The organism is Streptomyces sp. NPDC043746 (genome assembly GCF_056436485.1).
This window is the reverse complement of record NZ_JBWKCM010000003.1, coordinates 53,272-76,127: the sequence shown is the minus strand read 5'-3', so window position 1 is coordinate 76,127 and position 22,856 is coordinate 53,272. Positions and strand designations below refer to the sequence as shown.

At 72.2% G+C, this 22,856-nt stretch carries 16 protein-coding genes; 13 read left to right on the top strand and 3 right to left on the bottom strand.

The features are described from left to right. The first annotated feature begins 313 nt into the window (after positions 1-313). The 9 genes from AC0682_RS04215 (at position 314) to AC0682_RS04175 (ending at position 12,874) form a co-directional block, all read left to right on the top strand. A complete protein-coding gene (locus tag AC0682_RS04215; RefSeq protein WP_254811627.1) occupies positions 314-2,485 on the top strand; it encodes a putative bifunctional diguanylate cyclase/phosphodiesterase in 2,172 nt (723 codons plus the stop codon). A gap of 180 nt (positions 2,486-2,665) precedes the next feature. Continuing rightward, entirely contained in the window at positions 2,666-2,962 is a 297-nt protein-coding gene (gene gatC / locus AC0682_RS04210) for an Asp-tRNA(Asn)/Glu-tRNA(Gln) amidotransferase subunit GatC (RefSeq protein ID WP_003966094.1), read from the top strand. A gap of 6 nt (positions 2,963-2,968) precedes the next feature. Beyond that, complete coding sequence (gatA, locus tag AC0682_RS04205) at positions 2,969-4,471, top strand: Asp-tRNA(Asn)/Glu-tRNA(Gln) amidotransferase subunit GatA (RefSeq protein WP_254811626.1); 1,503 nt, start codon at positions 2,969-2,971, stop codon at positions 4,469-4,471. 5 nt (positions 4,472-4,476) lie between these two features. Beyond that, positions 4,477-4,710: a hypothetical protein gene (locus AC0682_RS04200; protein WP_019762981.1), complete on the top strand. Its 234-nt coding sequence runs from the start codon at positions 4,477-4,479 to the stop codon at positions 4,708-4,710. A gap of 16 nt (positions 4,711-4,726) precedes the next feature. Then, positions 4,727-6,235, top strand: a complete 1,509-nt coding sequence (gatB, locus tag AC0682_RS04195) for an Asp-tRNA(Asn)/Glu-tRNA(Gln) amidotransferase subunit GatB (RefSeq protein ID WP_254811625.1) — start codon at positions 4,727-4,729, stop codon at positions 6,233-6,235. A gap of 167 nt (positions 6,236-6,402) precedes the next feature. Further along, positions 6,403-7,641, top strand: a complete 1,239-nt coding sequence (locus AC0682_RS04190; RefSeq protein ID WP_478531096.1) for an SLC13 family permease — start codon at positions 6,403-6,405, stop codon at positions 7,639-7,641. Positions 7,642-7,784: 143 nt separating this feature from the next. Then, entirely contained in the window at positions 7,785-9,896 is a 2,112-nt protein-coding gene (locus AC0682_RS04185) for a phosphocholine-specific phospholipase C (RefSeq protein WP_478530837.1), read from the top strand. A 184-nt stretch (positions 9,897-10,080) separates the two neighbouring features. Then, on the top strand, positions 10,081-12,333 hold the full coding sequence (locus tag AC0682_RS04180) for an MMPL family transporter (protein ID WP_478530836.1): 2,253 nt from the start codon (positions 10,081-10,083) through the stop codon (positions 12,331-12,333). Further along, complete coding sequence (locus AC0682_RS04175) at positions 12,311-12,874, top strand: GNAT family N-acetyltransferase (RefSeq protein ID WP_478530835.1); 564 nt, start codon at positions 12,311-12,313, stop codon at positions 12,872-12,874. Before AC0682_RS04180 ends, AC0682_RS04175 begins: the two co-directional genes overlap by 23 nt. A gap of 50 nt (positions 12,875-12,924) precedes the next feature. On the opposite strand, the gene AC0682_RS04170 is transcribed toward AC0682_RS04175, so the two are convergent. From AC0682_RS04170 to AC0682_RS04160, 3 genes are all read right to left on the bottom strand, one after another. Then, positions 12,925-13,236: a DUF6191 domain-containing protein gene (locus AC0682_RS04170; protein ID WP_478530834.1), complete on the bottom strand. Its 312-nt coding sequence runs from the start codon at positions 13,234-13,236 to the stop codon at positions 12,925-12,927. Between the two features lie 62 nt (positions 13,237-13,298). Next, on the bottom strand, positions 13,299-14,546 hold the full coding sequence (locus AC0682_RS04165; protein ID WP_478530833.1) for a PQQ-dependent sugar dehydrogenase: 1,248 nt from the start codon (positions 14,544-14,546) through the stop codon (positions 13,299-13,301). A gap of 202 nt (positions 14,547-14,748) precedes the next feature. Continuing rightward, positions 14,749-15,705, bottom strand: a complete 957-nt coding sequence (locus AC0682_RS04160; protein ID WP_478531095.1) for an aldo/keto reductase — start codon at positions 15,703-15,705, stop codon at positions 14,749-14,751. A gap of 163 nt (positions 15,706-15,868) precedes the next feature. Here AC0682_RS04160 and AC0682_RS04155 point away from each other — a divergent pair, with 163 nt between their 5' ends. The 4 genes from AC0682_RS04155 to ilvN all read left to right on the top strand — a co-directional run bounded on the left by AC0682_RS04155 (position 15,869) and on the right by ilvN (position 22,807). Next, complete coding sequence (locus AC0682_RS04155) at positions 15,869-16,831, top strand: 2-hydroxyacid dehydrogenase (protein ID WP_478530832.1); 963 nt, start codon at positions 15,869-15,871, stop codon at positions 16,829-16,831. A gap of 520 nt (positions 16,832-17,351) precedes the next feature. Then, the gene (locus AC0682_RS04150) at positions 17,352-20,168 is read left to right on the top strand and encodes a putative bifunctional diguanylate cyclase/phosphodiesterase (RefSeq protein ID WP_478530831.1); all 2,817 of its coding nucleotides are present in this window, start codon (positions 17,352-17,354) and stop codon (positions 20,166-20,168) included. A gap of 231 nt (positions 20,169-20,399) precedes the next feature. Then, the gene (locus tag AC0682_RS04145; protein ID WP_478530830.1) at positions 20,400-22,256 is read left to right on the top strand and encodes an acetolactate synthase large subunit; all 1,857 of its coding nucleotides are present in this window, start codon (positions 20,400-20,402) and stop codon (positions 22,254-22,256) included. 23 nt (positions 22,257-22,279) lie between these two features. Further along, entirely contained in the window at positions 22,280-22,807 is a 528-nt protein-coding gene (ilvN, locus tag AC0682_RS04140; RefSeq protein ID WP_018492340.1) for an acetolactate synthase small subunit, read from the top strand. The last annotated feature ends 49 nt before the right edge of the window (positions 22,808-22,856 follow it).

The window sequence follows — 22,856 nt, the reverse complement described above, 5'->3', positions numbered from 1 at the left end:
GTATCGAGACGACTTCGATACGCGGCCCCGGCGTGGCGCGCCACCGGTGGGGAAGAAACGGGGCAGAGGGGCGAAGAAGGGTCGGCCCGGTCTCGTACCGCCCGCCCGCGTCACCCGTTCGGCGCATAGCAGATGGTGACGGGTCGTCGGTTCGCCTTCGGTAAGAGCTGTAGAGCGCTGCCCCTGGAAGCCTTTCGCGGCCTACTGTTGAGGGGTAGCGCCTGCCGTGCACGGTCACCCGCCCGGGGCTGTGCCCACCGGAGAGCAGGGGCCACCGAGGGAGTACGGCACCGCCGGCTGTGAGAGGGACGGAATGAAACCGACCGAGAGCGCCGCCCCGGTGTCGCGGCTGCATGGTTTCGTCGGCCTCACGTCCCCCGTGGGTGCCGTCGCCATCGGTGTCGCGGCGTTACTGCTGGCGGCCGGCTTCTACCACGCGGTGCGGGACGGTCACGCCCTCTTCCCGGACGGGGCCGTGGGCTGGTCGCTCGCCGTGCTCACCGGGATCATCGTCGGCCACCTCGTCGCGCTCGGCCGGGACCGCTGGTGGGGCGGGACCGGCTCCGGGGCCGCCCTCACCCTCGCCGTGCTGCTGCTCTACGGCTGGCTGCCCGCCGGTCTGGTCAGCCTGGTCGTCGTGGTGCTCGTCGGGAGCGCCCGCAGGCACCGCTGGTGGCAGGGGCTCCTGCACGGCGCGGTGGACATCCTCGGCATCGCCGCGGCGGCACTCGTGCTGGCCGCGTTCGGAGTGGTACCGACCGTGGAGCGGCCCTGGCTGCCACTCGACTGGGGCATCGCCGCCGTGCCGGAACTGCTCCTGGCCGCGTCCACGTATCTGCTCGTCACCCGGGTCCTGCTGTGGTACGCGGGCGCCCCGCACAACGGCGGGCTGCCCACCATCGCCCGCACCGCCCTGCTGCGCCAGGGGCTCGTCGCCGTCGCCCTGCTCGGCCTCGCCCCGCTGATCTGCGTCGTCGCGATGTCCATGCCGGTCGTGCTGCCGCTCTTCGCGGTCCCGCTGATCGCCCTGGACTCCACGCTCTGGATCGCCCGCGCCCGCGCCGAGGAGCAGCTGCGCGACCCGCTGACCGGCCTGCCCAACCGCCAGTGGCTGCTGGAGCGGACATGGTCGGCGCTGGAGGACGCCGAGAGCGTGGGCACCCGGTCGGCGCTGGTGTTGATCGACCTGGACCGCTTCCGGGCTGTCAACGACACCCTCGGCCACCTGGCCGGGGACCGGCTGCTGCTCCAGATAGCGGAACGGCTCCGCCTCGCCCTGCCGTACGGCGCGGAGGCGGCCCGGCTCGGGGGCGACGAGTTCGCCGTCCTGCTGCCGCAGGCCGACTCGACCACCAGCGCCCAGCGGGTCGCCCGCCATCTGGTGGCCGAGCTCTCCTCGCCGCTCGACCTGGACGGGCTGGTCCTGGTGCTGGAGGCCAGCGCCGGGGTGGCCGTCTACCCCGACCACGCCCTGGACGCCGAGGGGCTGCTGCGCCGCGCGGACGTCGCGATGTACCAGGCCAAGCGCGACCGCACGGGAGTGGAGGTCTACGAGTCCAAGCGGGACAGCAACACCCCCGACCGGCTGGGGCTGCTCGGCGATCTGCGCCGGGCGCTGGACGCGGGCGACGTGGAGCTGCACTACCAGCCCAAGGTCCGCTTCGACGGGCAGGTCGCGGGGCTGGAGGCGCTGGTGCGCTGGGTGCACCCGGAGCGCGGGAGGGTCCCTCCGGACGAGTTCATCGCCATCGCCGAGTCGTCCGGCCTGATGCCGCACCTCACGGAGTACGTGCTGGAGACGGCACTCGCGCAGGTCGCCCGGTGGCGGGCGCAGGGCCTGTTCGTGCCGGTCGCGGTCAACGTCTCCCCGCGCGACGTCCACACTCCCGGCTTCGCGGGCGGGGTCGCCGCCCGGCTCGCCCGGCACGGCGTCCCGGCCTCCGCGCTCCAGCTGGAGATCACCGAACACGTCCTGCTGGAGGACCCGCAGCGGGCCGCCGACACCCTGGCCGGGCTGACCGCGCACGGCGTGAAGATGTCCCTGGACGACTTCGGTACGGGGTACTCCTCCCTCGTCCATCTGCGCAGGCTCCCCGTGAGCGAGCTGAAGATCGACCGCTCCTTCGTGGCCCGCCTCGCCCTGGACCACGAGGACGGCGAGATCGTCCGCTGCACGATCGACCTGGCCCACTCCCTCGGCCTGGTCGTCGTCGCGGAGGGCGTCGAGGACGACGAGACCTGGGAGCGGCTGCGGGACCTGCGGTGCGACGCGGTGCAGGGGTGGCTGGTGGCGGCCGCGATGCCGCCCCAGGAGACGACGGCCTGGCTGCGGGCGCGCAGCGAGCACGGCTGGCGGCGCCCCGCCGAGCTGGAGGCCCAGGCGGCGGCCGCCGCGGCGAACGGCAAGGCGGACCCCGAGCAGCACCCGCACCCGCACCCGCACCCGACCCAGGGCCGCGCGATCCCGGGCCCGGCGACGACCTGAGCCGGGGCCGTCCCCCTACGCGAGCAGTCCCGGGCTCCGTACGGAAACGGCACCCCGCCCCCGTACGAAACGCCTCCGTGACCACCGAAACGGCTGGGCCGATCGGGGTGGGGTACCCGGCGCCGGGGGACCCCATAGGATTGGGGCCAAAACCACACACCAACCCCTGAGGATCGCTGCATGCCTGGCATCACGCGCGAGGAGGTCGCCCACCTCGCCCGGCTGGCGCGTCTGGAGCTGAAGGGCGAAGAGCTCGATCACTTCGCCGGTCAGCTCGACGACATCATCGGCGCGGTCGCCCGCGTCTCCGAGGTCGCCGACCAAGACGTACCGCCGACCTCCCACCCGCTGCCGCTGACCAACGTCATGCGCGCGGACGAGGTCCGTCCGTCGCTCACCCCCGCGCAGGCGCTCTCCGGCGCCCCGGCCCAGGAGCAGCAGCGTTTCAAGGTGCCGCAGATCCTGGGGGAGGACTAAACAGCCATGACGGACAACAGCACCATCATCAAGCTCACCGCGGCCGAGATCGCCGCGAAGATCGCCTCCGGCGAGCTGACCGCCGTCGAGGTCACCGAGGCGCACCTCGCCCGGATCGACGCCGTCGACGAGAAGGTCCACGCCTTCCTGCACGTCGACCGCGAGGGCGCGCTCGCCCAGGCCCGTGCCGTGGACGCCAAGCGCGAGGCGGGCGAGAAGCTCGGCCCGCTGGCCGGCGTCCCGCTCGCGCTGAAGGACATCTTCACCACCAAGGACATGCCGACCACCGTCGGTTCCAAGATCCTTGAGGGCTGGGTCCCGCCGTACGACGCCACGCTGACGCAGAAGCTGCGCGCCGCCGACGTCGTCATCCTCGGCAAGACCAACATGGACGAGTTCGCCATGGGGTCCTCCACCGAGAACAGCGCCTACGGCCCCACCGGCAACCCCTGGGACCTCACCCGCATCCCCGGCGGCTCCGGCGGCGGGTCCTCCGCCGCCCTCGCCTCCTACGAGGCCCCGCTCGCCATCGGCACGGACACCGGCGGCTCCATCCGCCAGCCCGCCGCCGTCACCGGCACGGTCGGCGTCAAGCCCACCTACGGCGGCGTCTCCCGCTACGGCATGGTCGCCTTCTCGTCCTCCCTCGACCAGGGCGGGCCCTGCGCCCGTACGGTCCTGGACGCGGCGCTGCTCCACGAGGCCATCGCCGGGCACGACCCGCTGGACTCCACCTCCATCGACGCCCCGGTCCCGCCGGTCGTCGAGGCCGCCCGCAACGGCTCCGTCCAGGGCATGCGCGTCGGCGTCGTCAAGCAGTTCCGCGGCGAGGGCTACCAGGCGGGCGTCCTCCAGCGCTTCGACGAGTCGGTCGAGCTGCTGAAGTCGCTCGGCGCCGACATCGTCGAGCTGGACTGCCCCTCCTTCGACCTGGCGCTCTCCGCGTACTACCTGATCGCGCCCTCGGAGTGCTCCTCCAACCTGGCCCGCTTCGACGCCATGCGCTACGGCCTGCGGGTCGGCGACGACGGCACGAAGTCGGCCGAGGAGGTCACCGCCCTCACCCGTGAGGCGGGCTTCGGCGACGAGGTCAAGCGCCGCGTCATCCTGGGGACGTACGCGCTCAGCTCCGGCTACTACGACGCGTACTACGGATCGGCCCAGAAGGTCCGCACCCTCATCACCCAGGACTTCGAGAAGGCCTTCGAGCAGGTCGACGTGATCGTCTCCCCGACGACCCCGACCACCGCCTTCCCGATCGGTGAGCGCGCCGACGACCCGATGGCGATGTACCTCGCGGACCTGTGCACCATCCCGACGAACCTGGCCGGCAACTCCGCCATGTCGCTCCCCTGCGGCCTGGCCCCGGAGGACGGTCTGCCGGTCGGGCTGCAGATCATCGCCCCCGCCATGAAGGACGACCGGCTCTACAAGGTCGGCGCGGCCGTCGAGGCCGCCTTCGTGGAAAAGTGGGGGCACCCGCTGCTCGAGGAGGCTCCGTCGCTGTGAATGCCATGGCAAAGAAGGCCAGTAACTTCAAGAAGTCCAAGACCGGGCTGTACGTCTCGCTCGGCAGCACCGCGTTCGGCGCGATCAGCATCGCCAAGCAGGCGAAGCTCGCCCGCCAGGACAACGACATGCTGCGCCTGGTCGACGCGGCGGTCTCCGCGGCCGCCATCGTCACCGGACTCGCGATCCTCTATCGCGAACTGAAGCGTCTCGGCGACGACGACGTCCTGCTGGGCTGAGAGGGAAAGTTTCACCGTGACTGTCACTGACCTGGTGTCGTACGAGGACGCCCTCGCGTCCTACGACCCCGTCATGGGCCTGGAGGTCCATGTCGAGCTCGGCACCAAGACGAAGATGTTCTGCGGCTGCTCCACCGAGCTGAAGCAGGACGCCAACTCCCAGACCTGCCCGGTCTGTCTCGGACTGCCCGGCGCGCTGCCGGTCGTCAACGAGATCGGCGTCGAGTCGGCCATCAAGATCGGCCTCGCGCTCCACTGCGAGATCGCCGAGTGGTGCCGCTTCGCCCGGAAGAACTACTTCTATCCGGACATGCCGAAGAACTTCCAGACCTCCCAGTACGACGAGCCGATCGCCTTCGACGGCTATCTGGACGTCCAGCTGGAGGACGGCGAGATCTTCCGCGTGGAGATCGAGCGCGCCCACATGGAGGAGGACACCGGCAAGTCGACCCACGTCGGCGGCGCCACCGGCCGTATCCACGGCGCGTCCCACTCCCTGCTCGACTACAACCGGGCCGGCATCCCGCTCATCGAGATCGTCACCAAGCCGATCGAGGGAGCCGGCGCCCGTGCTCCCGAGGTCGCCAAGGCGTACGTCGCCGAGCTGCGTGAGCTGATCAAGGCCCTCGGAGTCTCCGAGGCGCGCATGGAGATGGGCCAGATGCGCTGCGACGTGAACCTGTCGCTGCGCCCCAACGGCACCGAGACGTTCGGTACGCGCTCCGAGACGAAGAACGTGAACTCGCTGCGCTCCGTCGAGCGGGCCGCGCGCTTCGAGATCCAGCGCCACGCGGCGGTGCTCTCCTCCGGCGGCACGATCGTGCAGGAGACCCGGCACTTCCACGAGGAGGACGGCTCCACCACGGCCGGCCGCATCAAGGACAACGCCGAGGACTACCGCTACTTCCCCGAGCCGGACCTGGTCCCCGTCGCGCCCGCGCGCGCATGGGTCGAGGAGCTCCGCAAGGGCCTCCCCGAGCTGCCCCGGCTGCGCCGGGCGCGGCTCAAGGAGGAGTGGGGCGTCTCCGAGCACGACATGCAGTCCATCCTCAACGCGGGCGCGGTCGACCTGATCGTCGCCACGATCGAGGCGGGCGCCCCCTCGGACCAGGCCCGCAAGTGGTGGATGGGCGAGCTGGCCCGTAACGCCAACGAGACCGGCCGCGGTCTGGACGAGCTGCCGATCACCCCGGCGCAGGTCGCCCGGGTGGCCGCGCTCGTCGCCCAGGGCGACCTCAACGACAAGCTGGCCCGCCAGGTCATCGAGGGCGTCCTCGCGGGCGAGGGCGACCCGGACACCGTCGTCGAGAAGCGAGGCCTGAAGGTCGTCTCGGACGAGGGCGCGCTCTCCGCGGCCGTGGACGAGGCCATCGCGGGCAACGCGGCCATCGCGGACAAGATCCGCGGCGGCAAGGTCGCGGCGGCCGGTGCGCTCGTCGGCGCGGTCATGAAGGCGACCCGGGGCCAGGCGGACGCGGCGCGCGTCCGCGAGCTGATCCTGGAGAAGCTGGGGGTCGAGGGCTGACCCCCTGATCGTCCCCGAAGGGGCGGTGCACCACCCGTACACGGGGGCGCACCGCCCCTTCGACCGTGCTCACGTACGTATATGCGGGGCGCACACCCCCTCAGCCGTGTGCCGACCGAGCCCACCCCAGAACCCACGAGACCTCCCTGAACACCGTCACCGCCGAGATCGTCTCCCTCGCCCTCCTCCTGGGCGTGCTCGCCTTCGCCGTCGTCCGCCCACGGGGCCTGCCGGAGGCGACCGTCGCGCTGCCCGCCGCCGGGCTCGTGGTGGGGCTGGGCGCGGTGTCCTGGCCCGAGGCGCGGGAGCAGGTGGGGGAGCTGCTGCCCGTGGTGGGGTTCCTCGCCGCGATCCTGGTGCTGGCCCGGCTCTGCGCGGACGAGGGGCTGTTCCGGGCCGCCGGGGACTGGGTGGCGCGCGCCTGCCGGGGGCAGACCCGGCCGCTGCTCGGCGGGGTCTTCGGGGTGGCCGCGCTGGTCACCGCCGTGCTCAGCCTGGACGCCACCGTCGTCCTGCTCACCCCGGTCGTCCTCGCCACGGCGGCCCGGGTCGGGGCGCGACCGCGCCCGTACGTCTACGCCTGCGCGCACCTCGCCAACTCCGCCTCCCTCCTGCTCCCCGTCTCCAACCTCACCAACCTCCTGGCGTTCACCGCGAGCGGCCTCTCCTTCACCCGGTTCGCCGCGCTGATGGCGCTGCCGTGGCTGGCCGCGATCGCCGTGGAGTACGTGGTGTTCCGGCGGGCGTTCCAAGACGACCTGGCCGCCGGGGCGCACGCGCCGGATCCCGAGGCGGAGCGCACCCCCCTACCCGTCTTCACGCTCGTCGTGCTGGCGCTGACCCTGGCCGGGTTCGTCGCGACCTCGTTCGCGGGGGCCGAGCCGCTGTGGGCCGCGCTGGCGGGGGCGGCGGTCCTCGCCGTACGGGCGCTGGTCAGGCGGGAGACCACGCCCGCCGCCGTCGTCCGCTCGGCCAACCCGCTGTTCTGCCTCTTCGTCCTCGCGCTCGGCGTCGTCGTGAAGGCGGTCGTCGACAACGGCCTCGGTGACGGGATCGCCGCCCTCCTGCCCGACGGCGGCACACTCCCCGCGCTGCTCGGCGTCGCCGTGGCCGCGGCGCTGCTGGCCAACCTGATCAACAACCTGCCCGCGATCCTCGCCCTGCTCCCGATCGTCGCGTCGGCCGGGCCCGGACCGTTGCTGGCCGCGCTGATCGGGGTGAACATCGGCCCCAACCTCACGTACGTCGGATCGCTCGCCACCCTGCTCTGGCGCCGCATCCTGCACGCCCACGGCGACGCGCCGGAGCTGGGCCGCTTCACCCGGCTCGGACTCGCGACCGTACCGGCGACGCTCCTCGCCTCCACCCTCGCGCTGTGGGCCTCGCTGCACCTCATCGGGGTGTAGGTGCCCGGACACGGCCGGTGGGACTTCCTGTCGGGCCTCTTGGACATTCACCACCGGGCCGTACGCAGTCCTTCCCGACGCCACCTCGCCTCACTAGCTTCCCCGCTGTAACCACCGCGACCACCGCGATACGGGAGGCTCTTTTGACCACGGACATGTCACGGCGGCGGCTCTTCGCCCTCGGCGGGGGCGCGCTCGGCGCCGCTGCGGCCGGATCGTTCCTGCCGCCGTCGCTCCAGGCAGCCATCGCCGCGCAGCCCGCCCACGCGGCGGGGTCCGGCGGGCTCGGGGCCATCAAGCACGTGGTGATCCTCATGCAGGAGAACCGATCCTTCGACCACTACTTCGGCACCCTGCGCGGCGTACGCGGTTTCGGCGACCGCAACGCCGTCGAGCTCCCCACCGGGAGCACGGTCTTCGAGCAGCCCGACGGGTCCGGCGCCGCCGTGCTGCCCTTCCCGGTGCGCGGCGCGGCCGAGGAGCAGAAGAAGGACCTCCAGTACATCGGTGCCCTCGACCACTCCTGGAACGGCGGTGCCAAGGCCTGGGGCGGCGGCTGGATGAACGGCTGGATCAGCGCCAAGACCGCGGCCACGATGGCGTACTACGACCGCCGTGACATCCCCCTCCACTACGAGCTGGCCGACACCTTCACGGTCTGCGACGCGTACCACTCCTCCATCCACACCTCCACCAGCCCCAACCGCAACCACCTCTGGAGCGGGAAGACCGGCTTCGAGGCGAACGGGAAACGGGCGGTCGGCAACGACGCGTACAACGAGGGCAGCCACCCCGGCTACGACTGGTCGACGTACGCCGAGCGGCTGGAGAAGGCGGGCCGCAGCTGGCGTACGTACACGGAGTGGGAGAACTTCACCGACAACCAGGTCGAGTTCTACGCCACCTTCAAGGCCATCGCCCGCAAGGCGCTGGCCCGCACCGGCGGCCACACCTACATGGAGGCCTTCTACGCCAAGGTGCGCGGTGCCTCCGGGGCCGAGCGGGAGCGGCTGCTCGGGCTGCTGGAGGAGGGCGTCGCCACCCTCACCGCGCAGGAGCGCAGCCTGTTCGAGCGGGGGCTGCGCCGGGTGCCGACGGGGGCGCTGGCGGAGGAGTTCGCCAAGGACGTGGCGGCCGGGACGCTGCCGGAGGTCTCCTACCTGGTGCCCTCGGCCGTCGACTCCGAGCACCCGAGCACCTCCTCGCCCGTGCACAGCGCCACCATCGTCTACAAGATCCTCGACGCGCTGGGCAGGCATCCGGACGTCTGGCGCCATACCGCCGTACTGATCAACTACGACGAGAACGACGGATTCTTCGACCATGTCCCCCCGCCCGTCGCCCCGCCCGAGGTGGCCGACGAGCAGTGGGAGGGCCGTCCGACCGGCCTCGGCATCCGGGTGCCGCTGCTCGTCGTCTCGCCGTGGACCGTCGGCGGGTACGTCTGCTCCGAGGTCTTCGACCACACCTCGGTGATCCGCTTCCTGGAGCGGTGGACGGGGGTGAAGGAGCCCAACATCAGCGACTGGCGGCGCCGCGTCACGGGTGACCTGACCTCCGCCTTCGACTTCACCCGGGCCCGGCGGCAGCCCGCAGTCCAGGCGCCCGGCCCGATTCCACCGCTCAGCGGGCGCTGGCAGCCCAAGCCGCCCGCCGACCAGCGCCTCCCCGCGCAGGAACCCGGCGTACGCCCGGCGCGCCCGCTGCCGTACCAGCCGGACGCGCAGGTCAGGCGGGGGAGTGGTGGTGCGCTGCGGGTGGAGCTGGGCAACAGCGGGCGGGCCTCGGCGCACTTCACGCTCTACCCGTACGCCGGTGAGTTCCCGGCTCCGCTCCACCGGGACGTCCGGGGCACCGCGCACTGGACCGTACCGCTGACCGGGTCCACGTACCGCTTCACGGTCACCGGGCCGAACGGCTTCCGGCGGGAGTTCGCCGGGCCGGCCGAGGGCGGCGGCGCCGAGGTCACCACCCGGATCGACACCCGCGAGCGCGACCTCCATCTCACCCTGCGCAACACCGGCCGGCAGAACCTCACCTTCCTGGTCCGCCCCCTCGGCTACGTCGACGAGGACGACCTGCACGACTGGGTCCGCCGCGTCACCGTCAAGCCGGGCCGCCACCGTACCGTCGTGCACTCCGCGGCCGACGCCCACGGCTGGTACGACCTCGCCGTCACGGCCGACGGGGAGGACGGCTTCCGGCGGCGGCTCATGGGGCACATCGAGAACGGCCGGCCGAGCGTCTCGGGCTGACCCCTGTCGAGGATGGCCTGATCTGCACGATGTAGGGAGTAGATCAGGCCCTGTGAGCATGGCCACGAAACGGACAAAGGATCACTTTCTGCTGAGAGAGTGGCGGTCTCAGGTCATGCGACGTTTGCGAGCAGATCAGGCTATCTGCGGGTAAAGGTCCACGAACCCGCAGGGAGCTCACCCGTTGGCTGCCATCGCCCGCTGGTGCATCAAGCACCGCCTTCTCGCCATCCTCATCTGGCTCGCCGCCCTCGGCGGCACAGCCGCCGCGGCGGGGTTCGCGGGCTCCGCGTACTCCAACGACTACGAGGTGCCCGGCACCGAGTCCGGCCGGGCCACCGAACTGCTCTCGCGCGGCTTCTCCGACCTCGGCGGCGACACCGACACCGTGGTCTGGCACACCACCGGCTCCACGGTCCGGGCCGCCGACGTCGAACAGACGATGACCCGCACCCTCCACGCGATCGGTGACCTCCCCGGGGTCGGCGCGGTCACCGGCCCGTACGGCGCCGAAGGGGCCGCGCAGATCAGCGAGGACGGACGCACCGCCTACGCCACGGTCACCTTCGACCGCCCGGCCGACGAGATCCCCGTCCCCCAGGCCCAGGCCCTCGTGGACACCGCGAAGGCGGCCCAGAGCGACGGGCTCCAGGTCGAGCTGGGCGGCACCGCCATCGCCCTCACCGAAGCCCCCTCCGCCCATATCGCCGAAGCCGTCGGCGTCACCGTCGCGGCCGTGGTCCTCTTCCTCGCCTTCGGCTCGCTCGCCGCCAGCCTGCTCCCCATCGCCACCGCCCTGGTCTCCGTCGGCACCGCCTACGCGGGCATCGTGCTGCTCGGCCATGTGATGACGGTGGCCGACTTCGCCCCCATGCTCGGCATGCTCATCGGGCTCGGCGTCGGCATCGACTACGCCCTGTTCATCGTCACCCGGCACCGCAGAGGGCTCCGGCAGGGCATGTCGGTCGCCGACGCGGCCCGCAACGCCGTCACCACCACCGGGCGCGCGGTGGTCTTCGCCGGGGCCACCGTCTGCATCGCCCTGCTCGGCATGCTGATCCTGCGGCTCAGCTTCCTCAACGGCGTCGCCATCGCCGCCTCGCTCACCGTCGTGCTGACCGTGGCCGCCTCCGTCACCCTGCTGCCCGCCCTGCTCTCCCTCATCGGGATGCGGGCCCTCAGCCGCCGCGAACGCCGCCGACTCGTGGAACACGGGCCCCGCCCCGACCTGCCCACCGGCTTCGCCGCCCGCTGGTCCGCCTTCGTCGAGCGCCACCCCAAGCTGCTGGGCGGGATCGCCACCGCCGTCATGGTCGTCCTCGCCCTGCCCGCCCTCGGCCTCCACCTCGGCACCTCCGACCAGGGCAACAACCCGGCCACCGCCACCACCCGGCAGGCGTACGACCTGATCGCGGACGGCTTCGGCCCCGGCGTGAACGGCCCCCTGACCATCGCCGCCCAGCTCGACGGCGCCGACGACCGGCTCGCCCTGGACTCGCTGCCCGAGAAGCTCCGTACCACCGAGGGCGTCGCCTCGGTCAGCCCCGTCACGTACAACGGCGGCGGCGACACCGCCTTCCTCACCGTCGTCCCCGACTCTGCGCCCCAGTCGCAGGAGACCAGCGAGCTGGTCGACCGCATCCGGGCGGAGGTCCTGCCGCAGGTGCGGGAGACGACCTCGCTGGAGGCGTACGTCGGCGGGGTGACGGCCGGCTACGACGACTTCGCGGAGATCATCGTCGGCAAGCTGCCCCTCTTCGTCGGGGTCGTCATCGGCCTGGGCTGCCTGCTGCTGCTCCTCGCCTTCCGCTCCATCGGCATCCCGGTCAAGGCCGCGCTGATGAACGTGGCCGCCGTCGCCTCCTCCTTCGGCGTCGTCGTCGCCGTCTTCCAGTGGGGCTGGGGGAGCGAGCTGCTCGGCCTCGGCAGCGCCGGGCCCATCGAGCCCTTCCTACCCGTGATCATGGTCTCGGTCCTCTTCGGCCTCTCCATGGACTACCAGGTCTTCCTGGTCGGCCGGATGTACGAGGAGTGGCTGGAGACGGGTGACAACCGGCGGGCGGTCCGGGTCGGCCTCGCCGAGACCAGCCGGGTGATCAACTCCGCCGCCGTGATCATGATCTCCGTCTTCCTCGCCTTCGTGCTCAGCGGGGACCGGGTGATCGCCATGTTCGGCATCGCGCTCGCCACCGCCGTCGCCCTGGACGCCTTCGTCCTGCGCACCCTTCTGGTGCCCGCCCTGATGCACATGCTCGGCGGCGCCAACTGGTGGCTGCCCGGCTGGCTGGACCGTCGGCTGCCCCGGATCAGCATCGAGCCGCCGGACTGCGCGGTGGAGCATGCGAGGATCCCGGGGGCGCGCACCACGGAGGACGGCGTCGCGTCCACGGAGAAGCCGACGGAGAAGGAGCACGATGTTCGCGGTATCCCTGGGTGACGAGCTGGGCCGGGCCGAGCTGCGCCCGCTGGAGATCTGGCAGGCGGAGGAGTTCCTCGCCCACATGGACCGGGCCCGGGAGCTGGTCGACCCCTGGATCCCCTTCGCCTCCTTCGCCACCGACCTGGACTCGGCGCGCGACCTGCTCCGGAAGTACGCGGAGAAGCAGGCGGCGGACACCGGCAGGCTGTACGGGATCTGGCTGGAGGACACCCTCGTCGGCGGGGTCCTCTTCCGGATCTTCGACACGGCGTCCGGCAACTGCGAGATAGGCGTCTGGCTGGAGCCCGCCGCGCAGGGCCGGGGCCTGATCACCCGGGCCGCCGAGCGCCTGATCGACTGGGCGGTGTACGAACGCGGGATGCACCGCGTGGAGTGGGACGCCTCCGCCGCCAACACCCGCTCGATCGCGGTGGCCAAGCGGCTCGGGATGACCCGGGACGGTGTGATCCGGCAGAACTACCTCTACCGGGGCGTGCGCCACGACTCGGAGATCTGGTCGGTCCTGGCCCCGGAGTGGCGGGCGCGGCGGGGCCGCTGAGCCCGGGGCGGAACGTACGGGTGCGGACCCGACCCGTCGGCCGGGCGCGGTCAGGAGCCGGGCGGCCCGTCCCCGTCCCCGCCCTCGCCTCCCGCCACACGGCCGTCCGCCGACTCCGTGGTGAGGCGGGGGCGCGGGGTGAGCACGGCGTCCTGCTCCAGGGGCGCCTGGCGCATCTGCCCCGGCGCCGGGCCGTCCCCGCACTCCGGTGCGCGGACCGTCACCTTGCCGGAGGTGAGGTCTATCGGGCCGCGGGCCGGGTCCCCGGCCGCCACGTCCACCCGGCTCAGCTCCAGCCGCTTCTGCTCCTCGGCCACATGCTTGCGTCCAGGGGCGAAGAGTTCCTCGAAGAAGTTGAACACGGTCGTGCTCCCTCCGGCATGGTGCGCGAGTGGTGCCCGGCGGACGGGGCCAGGGGTTCCGCCTACCCCACTTCGACCAGCAGGATCCGGTCGTCTCCCGGCTTCGGCTCTCCCCGGCCGTCCGTGTTGCTGGTGACCAGCCAGAGCCGGTCGCCGCCCGCGCTCACCACGGTGCGCAGTCGGCCGTGCTTCTCCTCCAGGAACGCCTGGGGGTCCGCCAAAGGTTCCTTCGCCCGGTCACCGGAGAGCGGGATCCGCCAGAGCCGCTCGCCGCGCAGCCCCGCCATCCAGATCGAGCCCTCGGCGTACGCGATGCCGCTGGGCGAGGCCTCGGAGGTCTTCCACTGGGCCACCGGGTCGATGTACCCCTCCTTGCCCTCCTTGCCCTCGGCCTCGGGCCAGCCGTAGTTGCCGCCGGGCTCGATCAGGTTCAGCTCGTCCCAGGTGTTCTGGCCGAACTCGGCCGCCCACAGCCGCTTTCGCGCGTCCCAGGCGAGGCCCTGCACATTGCGGTGCCCGTACGAATACACCACCGAGTCCGCCTCCGGGTTGCCGTGCACCGGCTCCCCGTCCGGGGTCATCCGCAGGATCTTGCCCGCCAGCGACTCCTTGTCCTGGGACAGCTCGGTCTGCCCGGCCTCGCCGGTGCCCGCGTACAGCATCTTGTCCGGGCCGAACGCGATCCGGCCGCCGTTGTGGACGTTCCCCTTGGGGATGCCGCGCAGGATGGTGTCCGGGGCGCCCAGCTGCTGGCCCTCCGGGCGCTTCTCGTCGTAGTTCATCCGGACGATCCGGTTGTCGGATGTGGTGGTGAGGTAGGCGTACACCCGCCCGTCCGCCGCGAACGTCGAGGGGACCGCGAGCCCCAGCAGACCGCCCTCGCCCGCGGGGGAGACCCCGGGCACCGAACCCAGCAGCGTCTGCTTCCCGCTCTCGCCGCCGATGCGGTGGATCGTCCCCTCGTCGCGGGAGGCCACCAGCAGGTCACCGCCGGGCAGCGCGGCCAGCCCCCAGGGCGACTTCAGCCCCTCGGCCACCGTCGAGACCACCTTCGCCGAGCCCCGGGCGGGCGGCAGCTCGGCCGACGCGCCAGGTGAGGGGGAGCCGGAGCCCAGTGGGGCGGTCGGTGAGGCGGTGCCCGTACCGGAGGAGGCGCCCTCCGTCCCGTCCGAGGAGCACGCGGCGGACAGGAGCAGCGAGGCCGTCGCCAGCGCGGCCACCACCCCCTTGCGCACCGCGTGGGACCGAACGGCTCCGCGCCCCCCGCGCACCCCGGGGGACTGAACAGCTCCGAACACAGCACCGCGCACTGGACCGATCCTTTCGACGGCTGCCTGAACTCTGCCCGTACTACCTGCTACCCGTTCCTACCTCGCGGCGGGGCCCGGAGTTCCCGGTCCGGCTCCCGTCTTCCCGTCGGCTCCCGCCGGGCGCGCGCCCTCAGTCCCAGGATCCCCGTGCCGGAGGCAGCCCGCCTCAGTCCCAGGATCCCCGCGCCGGAGGCAGCCCGCCTCAGTCCCAGGATCCCCGCGCCGGAGGCAGCCCGCCGATCTCCGCCAGGTCCCGGTCGTCCAGGACCACATCGGCCGCCCCCGCGTTCTCCACCGCCCACCGCTCCCGCTTCGCCCCCGGCACCGGCACCACGTGCGGACCCTGCCGCAGCACCCACGCCAGCGCCACCTGGGCCACACTCGCCCCGCGCCGCTCCGCGATCCGCCGCAGACCGGCCACCACCGGCTGGTTCGCCGCCATCATCTCGGCCGTGAACCGGGGGTGCCGGGCCCGCGGGTCCTCGCGCTCGAACCCCTGCCCCGGCTTCAGCGTCCCGGTCAGATAACCGCTGCCCAGCGGCATCGCGGCGAGTACCCCGACCCCACGCGCCGCACACCACGGCAGCAGTTCCTCCAGCGCCTGGGGCGACCACACCGACAGCTCCGCCTGCACGGCGCTGACCGGGAAGACCTGCTGGATCCGCTCCAACTGCCGGATCGTTCCCGCAAACGGCCCGGCCCCCGACCCGCGCGGGGCGTGCGCCCCCACGGCGCAGAGCCCCAGCGAACGGACCTTGCCCGCCGTCACCAGCTCCGCCATCGCCCCCCAGGTCTCCTCCACGGGCACCTCGGGGTCGGCCCGGTGGAGCTGGTAGAGGTCGATCACATCGGTCTGGAGCCGCCGCAGCGAGGCGTCGCAGGCCCGTCGCACGTAACCGGGGCGGCCGTTGGCGACGATGTGCTGGTCACCCACCAGGAGCCCGCACTTGGTGGAGAGGAACGCCTCGGACCGCCGCCCCTTGAGGGCGCGGCCCACCAGCAGCTCATTGGTGAACGGCCCGTACATGTCGGCGGTGTCGAGCAGCCGGACACCCGCGTCGAGCGCCGCGTGCACCGTGCGCACCGAACGGTCGCCGTCCCGCTGAGAGGCGCTGTACCCCCAGCTCATCGGCATACAGCCCAGACCGACCGCGCCCACGGCGAGCCCCGCCGCCCCGATAGTCCTGCGCTCCAACTCCCCTGGCCTTTCCTCGTTCCCGCAGTCACGGGGCCGTACCGCACCCAAACTAACCTCTGGCCGGACCGCGTCCGCCATCCGCCGTCCTGGAGCACTCGCACACCCGTCGCATAGCCTCCTGACCATGACTGCGACGACTTCCGGCGCGACGCGCGCCGCTGTGTGGCTGCCCTTTCCGGCCGACGAGATCGACGGACTGCCCGACGGGTTCGACTACCTCTTCTGGGACGGCGGTCCGCAGTACCCGGGCGATCCCGCGCACTGCGTGTACTACGTCGTCCCGTACATGAAGGGTTCCGAGATCGCCGTACGGCCCATGGGCGCGATGAGCGCCGTCCAGGTCGTGCAGACGCTCTCGGCGGGCATCGACCACGTGGAGCCCGGCCTCGGGCTGCTGCGCCCCGGCGTACGCCTCTGCAACGCCAAGGGCGTCCACGAGGCCTCCACCGCCGAGCTGACGCTCGCCCTGATCCTGGCATCCCTACGCGGCATCCCCGGCTTCGTCCACGGCCAGGACCACGAGGAGTGGCGGTCCGGCTTCTATCCGGCGCTCGCCGACAAGTCCGTCCTCATCGTGGGGTACGGCTCCATCGGCTCGGCCATCGAAGACCGGCTCGCGCCCTTCGAGTGCGCGCGGGTCGCACGCGTCGCACGCTCCGCCCGGACCACCGAGCGCGGTCCCGTACGCACGCTCGACGACCTCCCGGCCCTGCTGCCCGAGGCCGACGTCGTCGTCCTCTCCACCCCGCTGAACCCCTCCACACAGGGGCTGGTGGACGCGGAGTTCCTCGCCTCGATGCGGGACGGTGCCCTCCTCGTCAACGTCGCCCGGGGTGGAGTCGTGGACACCGAAGCCCTGTTGGCCGAACTGGAGTCCGGACGGCTCCGGGCCGCGCTCGATGTCACCGACCCGGAACCGCTGCCCTCCGGCCATCCTCTCTGGCATGCTCCGAATGTCTTGATCACGCCTCATGTGGGCGGCAGCACCTCGGCGTTCGAACCGCGCGCCAAGCGACTGCTGGCCGCCCAGCTCACCCGCTTCGCGGCCGGCGAGCCGGTGGTGAACGTCGTCAGCACCACCGGCTGAGACGCCCCGGGTGATCGTGCCGAGGGGGGATTCGCAGGCGGAGGGGGCCGCCCACCTCGCATTTCGTCACAGAGAGTAGAGAAGCTATGGCCCTGAGTGACGAACCTGGTGTATCGTCCGCACCGGAGGGCTGCGCCGAGGCAGGGGCGGCGCGGGGGGAGCAGCGGAACGCGAGGGGGCGACGGGCGATGTGCGGGCCATGGAGAGACGATCCGAGGCTGCCGAACGCAGTGCGACGGGCATCGACGCTGCCCGACGGCGGCGCCCGCGGGTGGCCGGAATCGCACCTGAGGAGGAGGCGGCCGGGGGGCGAGCCCGCACCGTCGGCCGCGCCGCCGACGGTGCGAACCGCAGCGCCGCGGAGGCCGGTTGTACGGGCCCCGAAGGTGGTGCGGGCACCGAAGCCGACGGCCGTGCGTCCGGGGCCGCCCGTGCGGGGGGTCCCGGCGCGTCCGGGCGTCCCCGCCCGGCGGACCCCGGCGCGCCCCGGGCTGCCCGGTCCGGGACGGGGGGCGATCCGGTGAGCGCCCTGGAGACCTGGCTCTCGCCGCGGACCGCCGCCCGATCCACCGGACTCCGGGCCCGGATCCTGCTCGGCCTCGTCTGCGCCGGATACTCCGTCGGCGCCGCCGTCGGCTGGGGATCGCCGCAGCTGGCCCGCTTCATGGGCGACTTCGGCCTCGCCGCCGCCGCACTGGTCGCCGCCGTCTCCTGCTTCCTCTACGCCCGGGTGAGCGCCGGCCGCTACCGCCCCGCCTGGCTGCTCTTCTCGCTCTCCTCCCTCATGGCGGCGTGCGGGAACGCGGTCTGGGGATGGTACGAGGTGGTGCTCGGCGTCCCCGTCCCCACCCCGTCGGCCGCCGACGCCTTCTTCCTCTGCTTCGCGCCGCCCGCCATCGTCGGCCTGCTCGTCCTCGCCAAGCGCCCGGTCACCCGGGCCGGCTGGGTCTGCCTCGCCCTGGACGCCTGGCTGATCGGCGGCTCGCTGCTCACCCTCGCCTGGAGCCTCGCCCTCGCCCACGCCGCGCACATGGCGGGCGTCACGGAGGCCAGCGTGGGCCCGGCGGCCCTCTCGCTGGCCTATCCGCTGCTGGACATCGTCCTCGTCTCCATGGTGCTCGCGCTGCACTTCCGCCGCTCCGGCGCCAACCGCTCCGCCGTCAACACCGCGATCGCCGCCCTGGCGCTGACCGTCCTGTGCGACGCCGTCTTCACCTCGCCGCTGCTGCGCTCCACCTACCACTCGGGCCAACTGCTGGACGCCGGGTGGTTCGCCGGCTCGCTGCTCCTGGCCTACGCGCCCTGGGGCGTGCGCCGCCGGCCCGGCAGCGACCACCCGGGACCCCCGCGCACCGCCAGCCGCCCCATCGCCGGGTCGCTGGCCGCGCTGACCCCGTATCTCGCCGCCGCCGTCTGCACGCTGGGCATCCTGTACAACGTGGTCGACGGCCGCCGGGTCGACCGCGTCGTCATCTTCACCGGCTGCACGGTCGTCCTCGCCCTCGTCGTCCGCCAGGGCATCATGCTGCTGGACAACATCTCCCTCACCCAGGAACTGGCCCAGAAGGAGAACCACTTCCGCTCCCTGGTCCAGGGCTCCAGCGACGTCATCATGATCGCCGCCCCCAGCGGCACCCTCCGCTACGTCAGCCCCGCCGCCGCGGGGGTCTACGGGCGCGACGCCGAGGACCTCGTCGGCGCCGAGCTGTCCTCGATCATCCACCCCGACGACCTCGGCCGGGTCGTGCACGAAGTGCGCCGCTTCCTCGCCGCCCCACCCCACGAGGAGCCCACCACCCGCATCGAGTGCCGCTTCCGCTCCGGCACCGGCGACTGGCTCCACGTCGAGTCCACCGTCAACCGCCACCAGGGCGGCCTGCTCCTCAACAGCCGCGACGTCACCGAACGGGTCAGGCTCCAGGCCCAGTTGCAGCACAACGCCGAGCACGACCCGCTCACCGGCCTGCCCAACCGGGCCCTGTTCACCGCCCGGGTCCGCAAGGCCCTCGCCGGCCGCCGCGCGGGCGACTCCGGCACCGCCGTGCTCTTCATCGACCTCGACGGCTTCAAGGCGGTCAACGACACCATCGGCCACCAGGCCGGCGACGAACTGCTCATCCAGGCCGCCGGCCGCCTCCAGGAGTCCGTCCGGGCCGGGGACACCGCGGCGAGGCTCGGCGGCGACGAGTTCGCCGCCCTCATCATGGGCGACGGCACCCGCGACCAGGGCGCCCGGGAGTACCAGGTCCACGAGATCGCCGACCGGCTCCGCCTCACCCTCTCCCAGCCCTACCGGATCGGCTCCAGCGAGGTCCGGGTGGCCGCCTCCATCGGTGTCGCCTTCGCCGAGCCCGCGATCACCCCCACCGACCTCATGCGCAACGCGGACCTCGCGATGTACCGCGCCAAGGCCGGCGGCAAGGACCGGGTCGAGCTGTACGCCCCCCAGATGCAGGCCGACGTCGTACGCCGCTCCGAGCTGGCCACCCGGCTGCGCACCGCCCTGCGCGAGGGCGAGTTCGCCCTGCTGCACCAGCCGGTCGTCCACCTCGCCAGCGGTTCCGTCGCCGCCGTCGCCGCCCAGGCCCGCTGGCGCTCCACCCAGGGCATCCTGTTCACCCCCGCCGAGTTCCTCCGGGTCACCGGCGACGACGACCGCACCGCCGAGCTGGGCCGCTGGCTCCTGGAGGAGGCCGTCAAACAGGCCGCCGACCGCGCCAGAGCCGGCCACCCCGCCGCCGTCTCCGTGCGGCTCTCCGCCACCCGGCTGCTCGACAAGGCCCTGCCCTTCGGCTCCATCGAGGCGCTGCTGACCCGGCACGGGCTGCCCTCGGGCGCCCTGATGATCGAGGTGGCCGACAGCGACCCCCGGATCTCCTTCGACGAGCTGGAGCAGCGCCTCGTGGCCCTGCGCCGCCTCGGCGTCCGGATCGCCCTCGACGGCTTCGGCAGCGGATTCGCCGCGATCAACGCCCTGCGCCGCCTCCCCATCGACGTCCTGAAACTCGACCGCACCCTGGTCGAGGGGGTGGTGGAATCTGCCAGGCTCCACAAGATCACCAGCGGGCTGCTGCGGATCGCCTGCGACCTCGGCCTCCAGTCCGTCGCGGACGGCGTCGACGTCCCCGAGCAGGTCCTCGCGCTCCGCGCCATGGGCTGCACCCACGGCCAGGGGATGGCCTTCTCCGGCCCCCTCGACGAGTACCGGCTGCGCCGCGCCCTGGTGCGCGGGCAGTTCCCCGTGCCGGGCGTCCCCGGCCCCCGTACGGTGATGGCCGGCGGCTCGATCCCGCTGCTCACCGGATCACATGCTGAGACGCCTGTCCCACCCACTTGACACGTCATGCGTGCCGGAGAGAGGGTCAATGCCATGCGCACCCGAATTCTCGTACTTGGAAAGCGCGTCGGCTGAAGCGGAGTCACTCCACGACACTCCGCGGACCGCACCCGGCGCGCTCCCCTCGCTTGCCTCACGGCACGAGGGGTTTTTTGTTGCACTGAACCTCTCAAAACGCTGCAAACCACCCGCGAAAAACCACCCGCGAAAACCCTCAGCTTCGAGAAGAGAATGCCGATGACCGAGCAGGCCACCGGGGCCCACCACCCGCAGCCGCGCGCCCGTACCGGCGGACAGCCGTCCGTCACCGTCGAACACGTCACGGGCGCGCAGTCCCTCATCCGCTCTCTCGAGGAAGTCGGCGCCGACACGGTATTCGGCATTCCCGGCGGCGCGATCCTCCCCGCCTACGACCCGATGATGGACTCCACCCGGGTCCGTCACGTCCTGGTCCGCCACGAGCAGGGCGCCGGCCACGCCGCCACCGGGTACGCGCAGGCCACCGGCAAGGTCGGCGTCTGCATGGCCACCTCGGGCCCCGGCGCCACCAACCTGGTCACCCCGATCGCCGACGCGCACATGGACTCCGTGCCGCTCGTCGCGATCACCGGCCAGGTGGCCTCCAAGGCGATCGGCACCGACGCCTTCCAGGAGGCCGACATCTGCGGCATCACGATGCCGATCACCAAGCACAACTTCCTGGTCACCCGGGCCGAGGACATCCCGCACACCATCGCCGAGGCCTTCCACATCGCCTCCACCGGCCGCCCGGGCCCCGTCCTCGTCGACATCGCCAAGGACGCCCTCCAGGCGCAGACCACCTTCAGCTGGCCGCCCACCCAGGACCTGCCCGGCTACCGCCCGGTGACCAAGCCCCACGCCAAGCAGATCCGCGAAGCGGCCAAGCTGATCACCCAGTCCAAGCGCCCCGTGCTCTACGTCGGCGGCGGCGTCATCAAGGCCGGGGCCACCGCCGAGCTGAAGGTCCTCGCCGAGCTGACCGGAGCGCCCGTCACCACCACCCTGATGGCGCTCGGCGCCTTCCCCGACAGCCACCCGCTGCACGTGGGAATGCCCGGCATGCACGGCGCGGTCACCGCCGTCACCGCGCTGCAGAAGGCCGACCTGATCGTCGCCCTCGGCGCCCGCTTCGACGACCGCGTCACCGGCAAGCTGGACAGCTTCGCCCCGTACGCCAAGATCGTCCACGCCGACATCGACCCCGCCGAGATCGGCAAGAACCGCACCGCGGACGTCCCCATCGTGGGCGACGCCCGCGAGGTCCTGGCCGATCTGGTCCAGGCCGTCCAGGCCGAGCACACCGAGGGCAACACCGGCGACTACACCGCGTGGTGGAAGGACCTCAACCGCTGGCGCGACACCTACCCGCTCGGCTACGACCTCCCCGAGGACGGCAGCCTCTCCCCGCAGCAGGTCATCCAGCGCATCGGCAAGCTCGCCCCCGAAGGCACGATCTTCGCGGCGGGCGTCGGCCAGCACCAGATGTGGGCCTCCCACTTCATCGACTACGAGCAGCCCGCCACCTGGCTCAACAGCGGCGGCGCCGGAACGATGGGGTACGCGGTCCCGGCCGCCATGGGCGCCAAGGCCGGCATGCCCGACCGCACGGTCTGGGCCATCGACGGCGACGGCTGCTTCCAGATGACCAACCAGGAACTGACCACCTGCGCGCTCAACAACATCCCGATCAAGGTCGCCATCATCAACAACGGCGCCCTCGGGATGGTCCGCCAGTGGCAGACCCTCTTCTACAACCAGCGCTACTCCAACACCGTCCTGCACGCCGGCCCCGACTCCGACGGCGTCCCCAACAAGGGCACCCGCGTCCCGGACTTCGTCAAGCTCTCCGAGGCCATGGGCTGCTACGCCATCCGCTGCGAGGACCCGGCCGACCTGGACAAGGTCATCGAAGAGGCCAACTCCGTCAACGACCGCCCCGTCGTGGTCGACTTCATCGTCCACGAGGACGCCATGGTCTGGCCGATGGTCGCCGCCGGCACCTCCAACGACGAGGTCCAGGCCGCACGCGGCGTCCGCCCCGACTTCGGCGACAACGAAGACGACTGAGAGACAGAGAGAGACCGACTCCCATGTCCGAAAAGCACACGCTCTCCGTCCTGGTCGAGAACAAGCCCGGTGTCCTCGCCCGGATCACCGCCCTGTTCTCCCGACGGGGCTTCAACATCGACTCGCTCGCCGTCGGTACCACCGAACACCCCGACATCTCCCGCATCACCATCGTCGTGAATGTCGAGGACCTGCCCCTGGAGCAGGTGACCAAACAGCTCAACAAGCTGGTCAACGTCCTGAAGATCGTCGAACTCGAGCCCGCCGCCGCGATCCAGCGGGAGCTCGTCCTGGTGAAGGTCCGCGCCGACAGCGAGACCCGCTCCCAGATCGTCGAGATCGTCCAGTTGTTCCGCGCCAAGACCGTCGACGTCTCCCCGGACGCCGTCACGATCGAGGCGACCGGAGGGGCCGACAAGCTGGAGGCGATGCTCAAGATGCTGGAGCAGTACGGCATCAAGGAGCTCGTCCAGTCCGGCACCATCGCCATAGGGCGTGGCGCGCGCTCGATCACCGACCGCTCTCTGCGCGCCCTCGACCGCTCCGCCTGACCGGCGGCACGACCGGCGCCCCCGGCGCCGCTCGCATGGCGAGACCCGA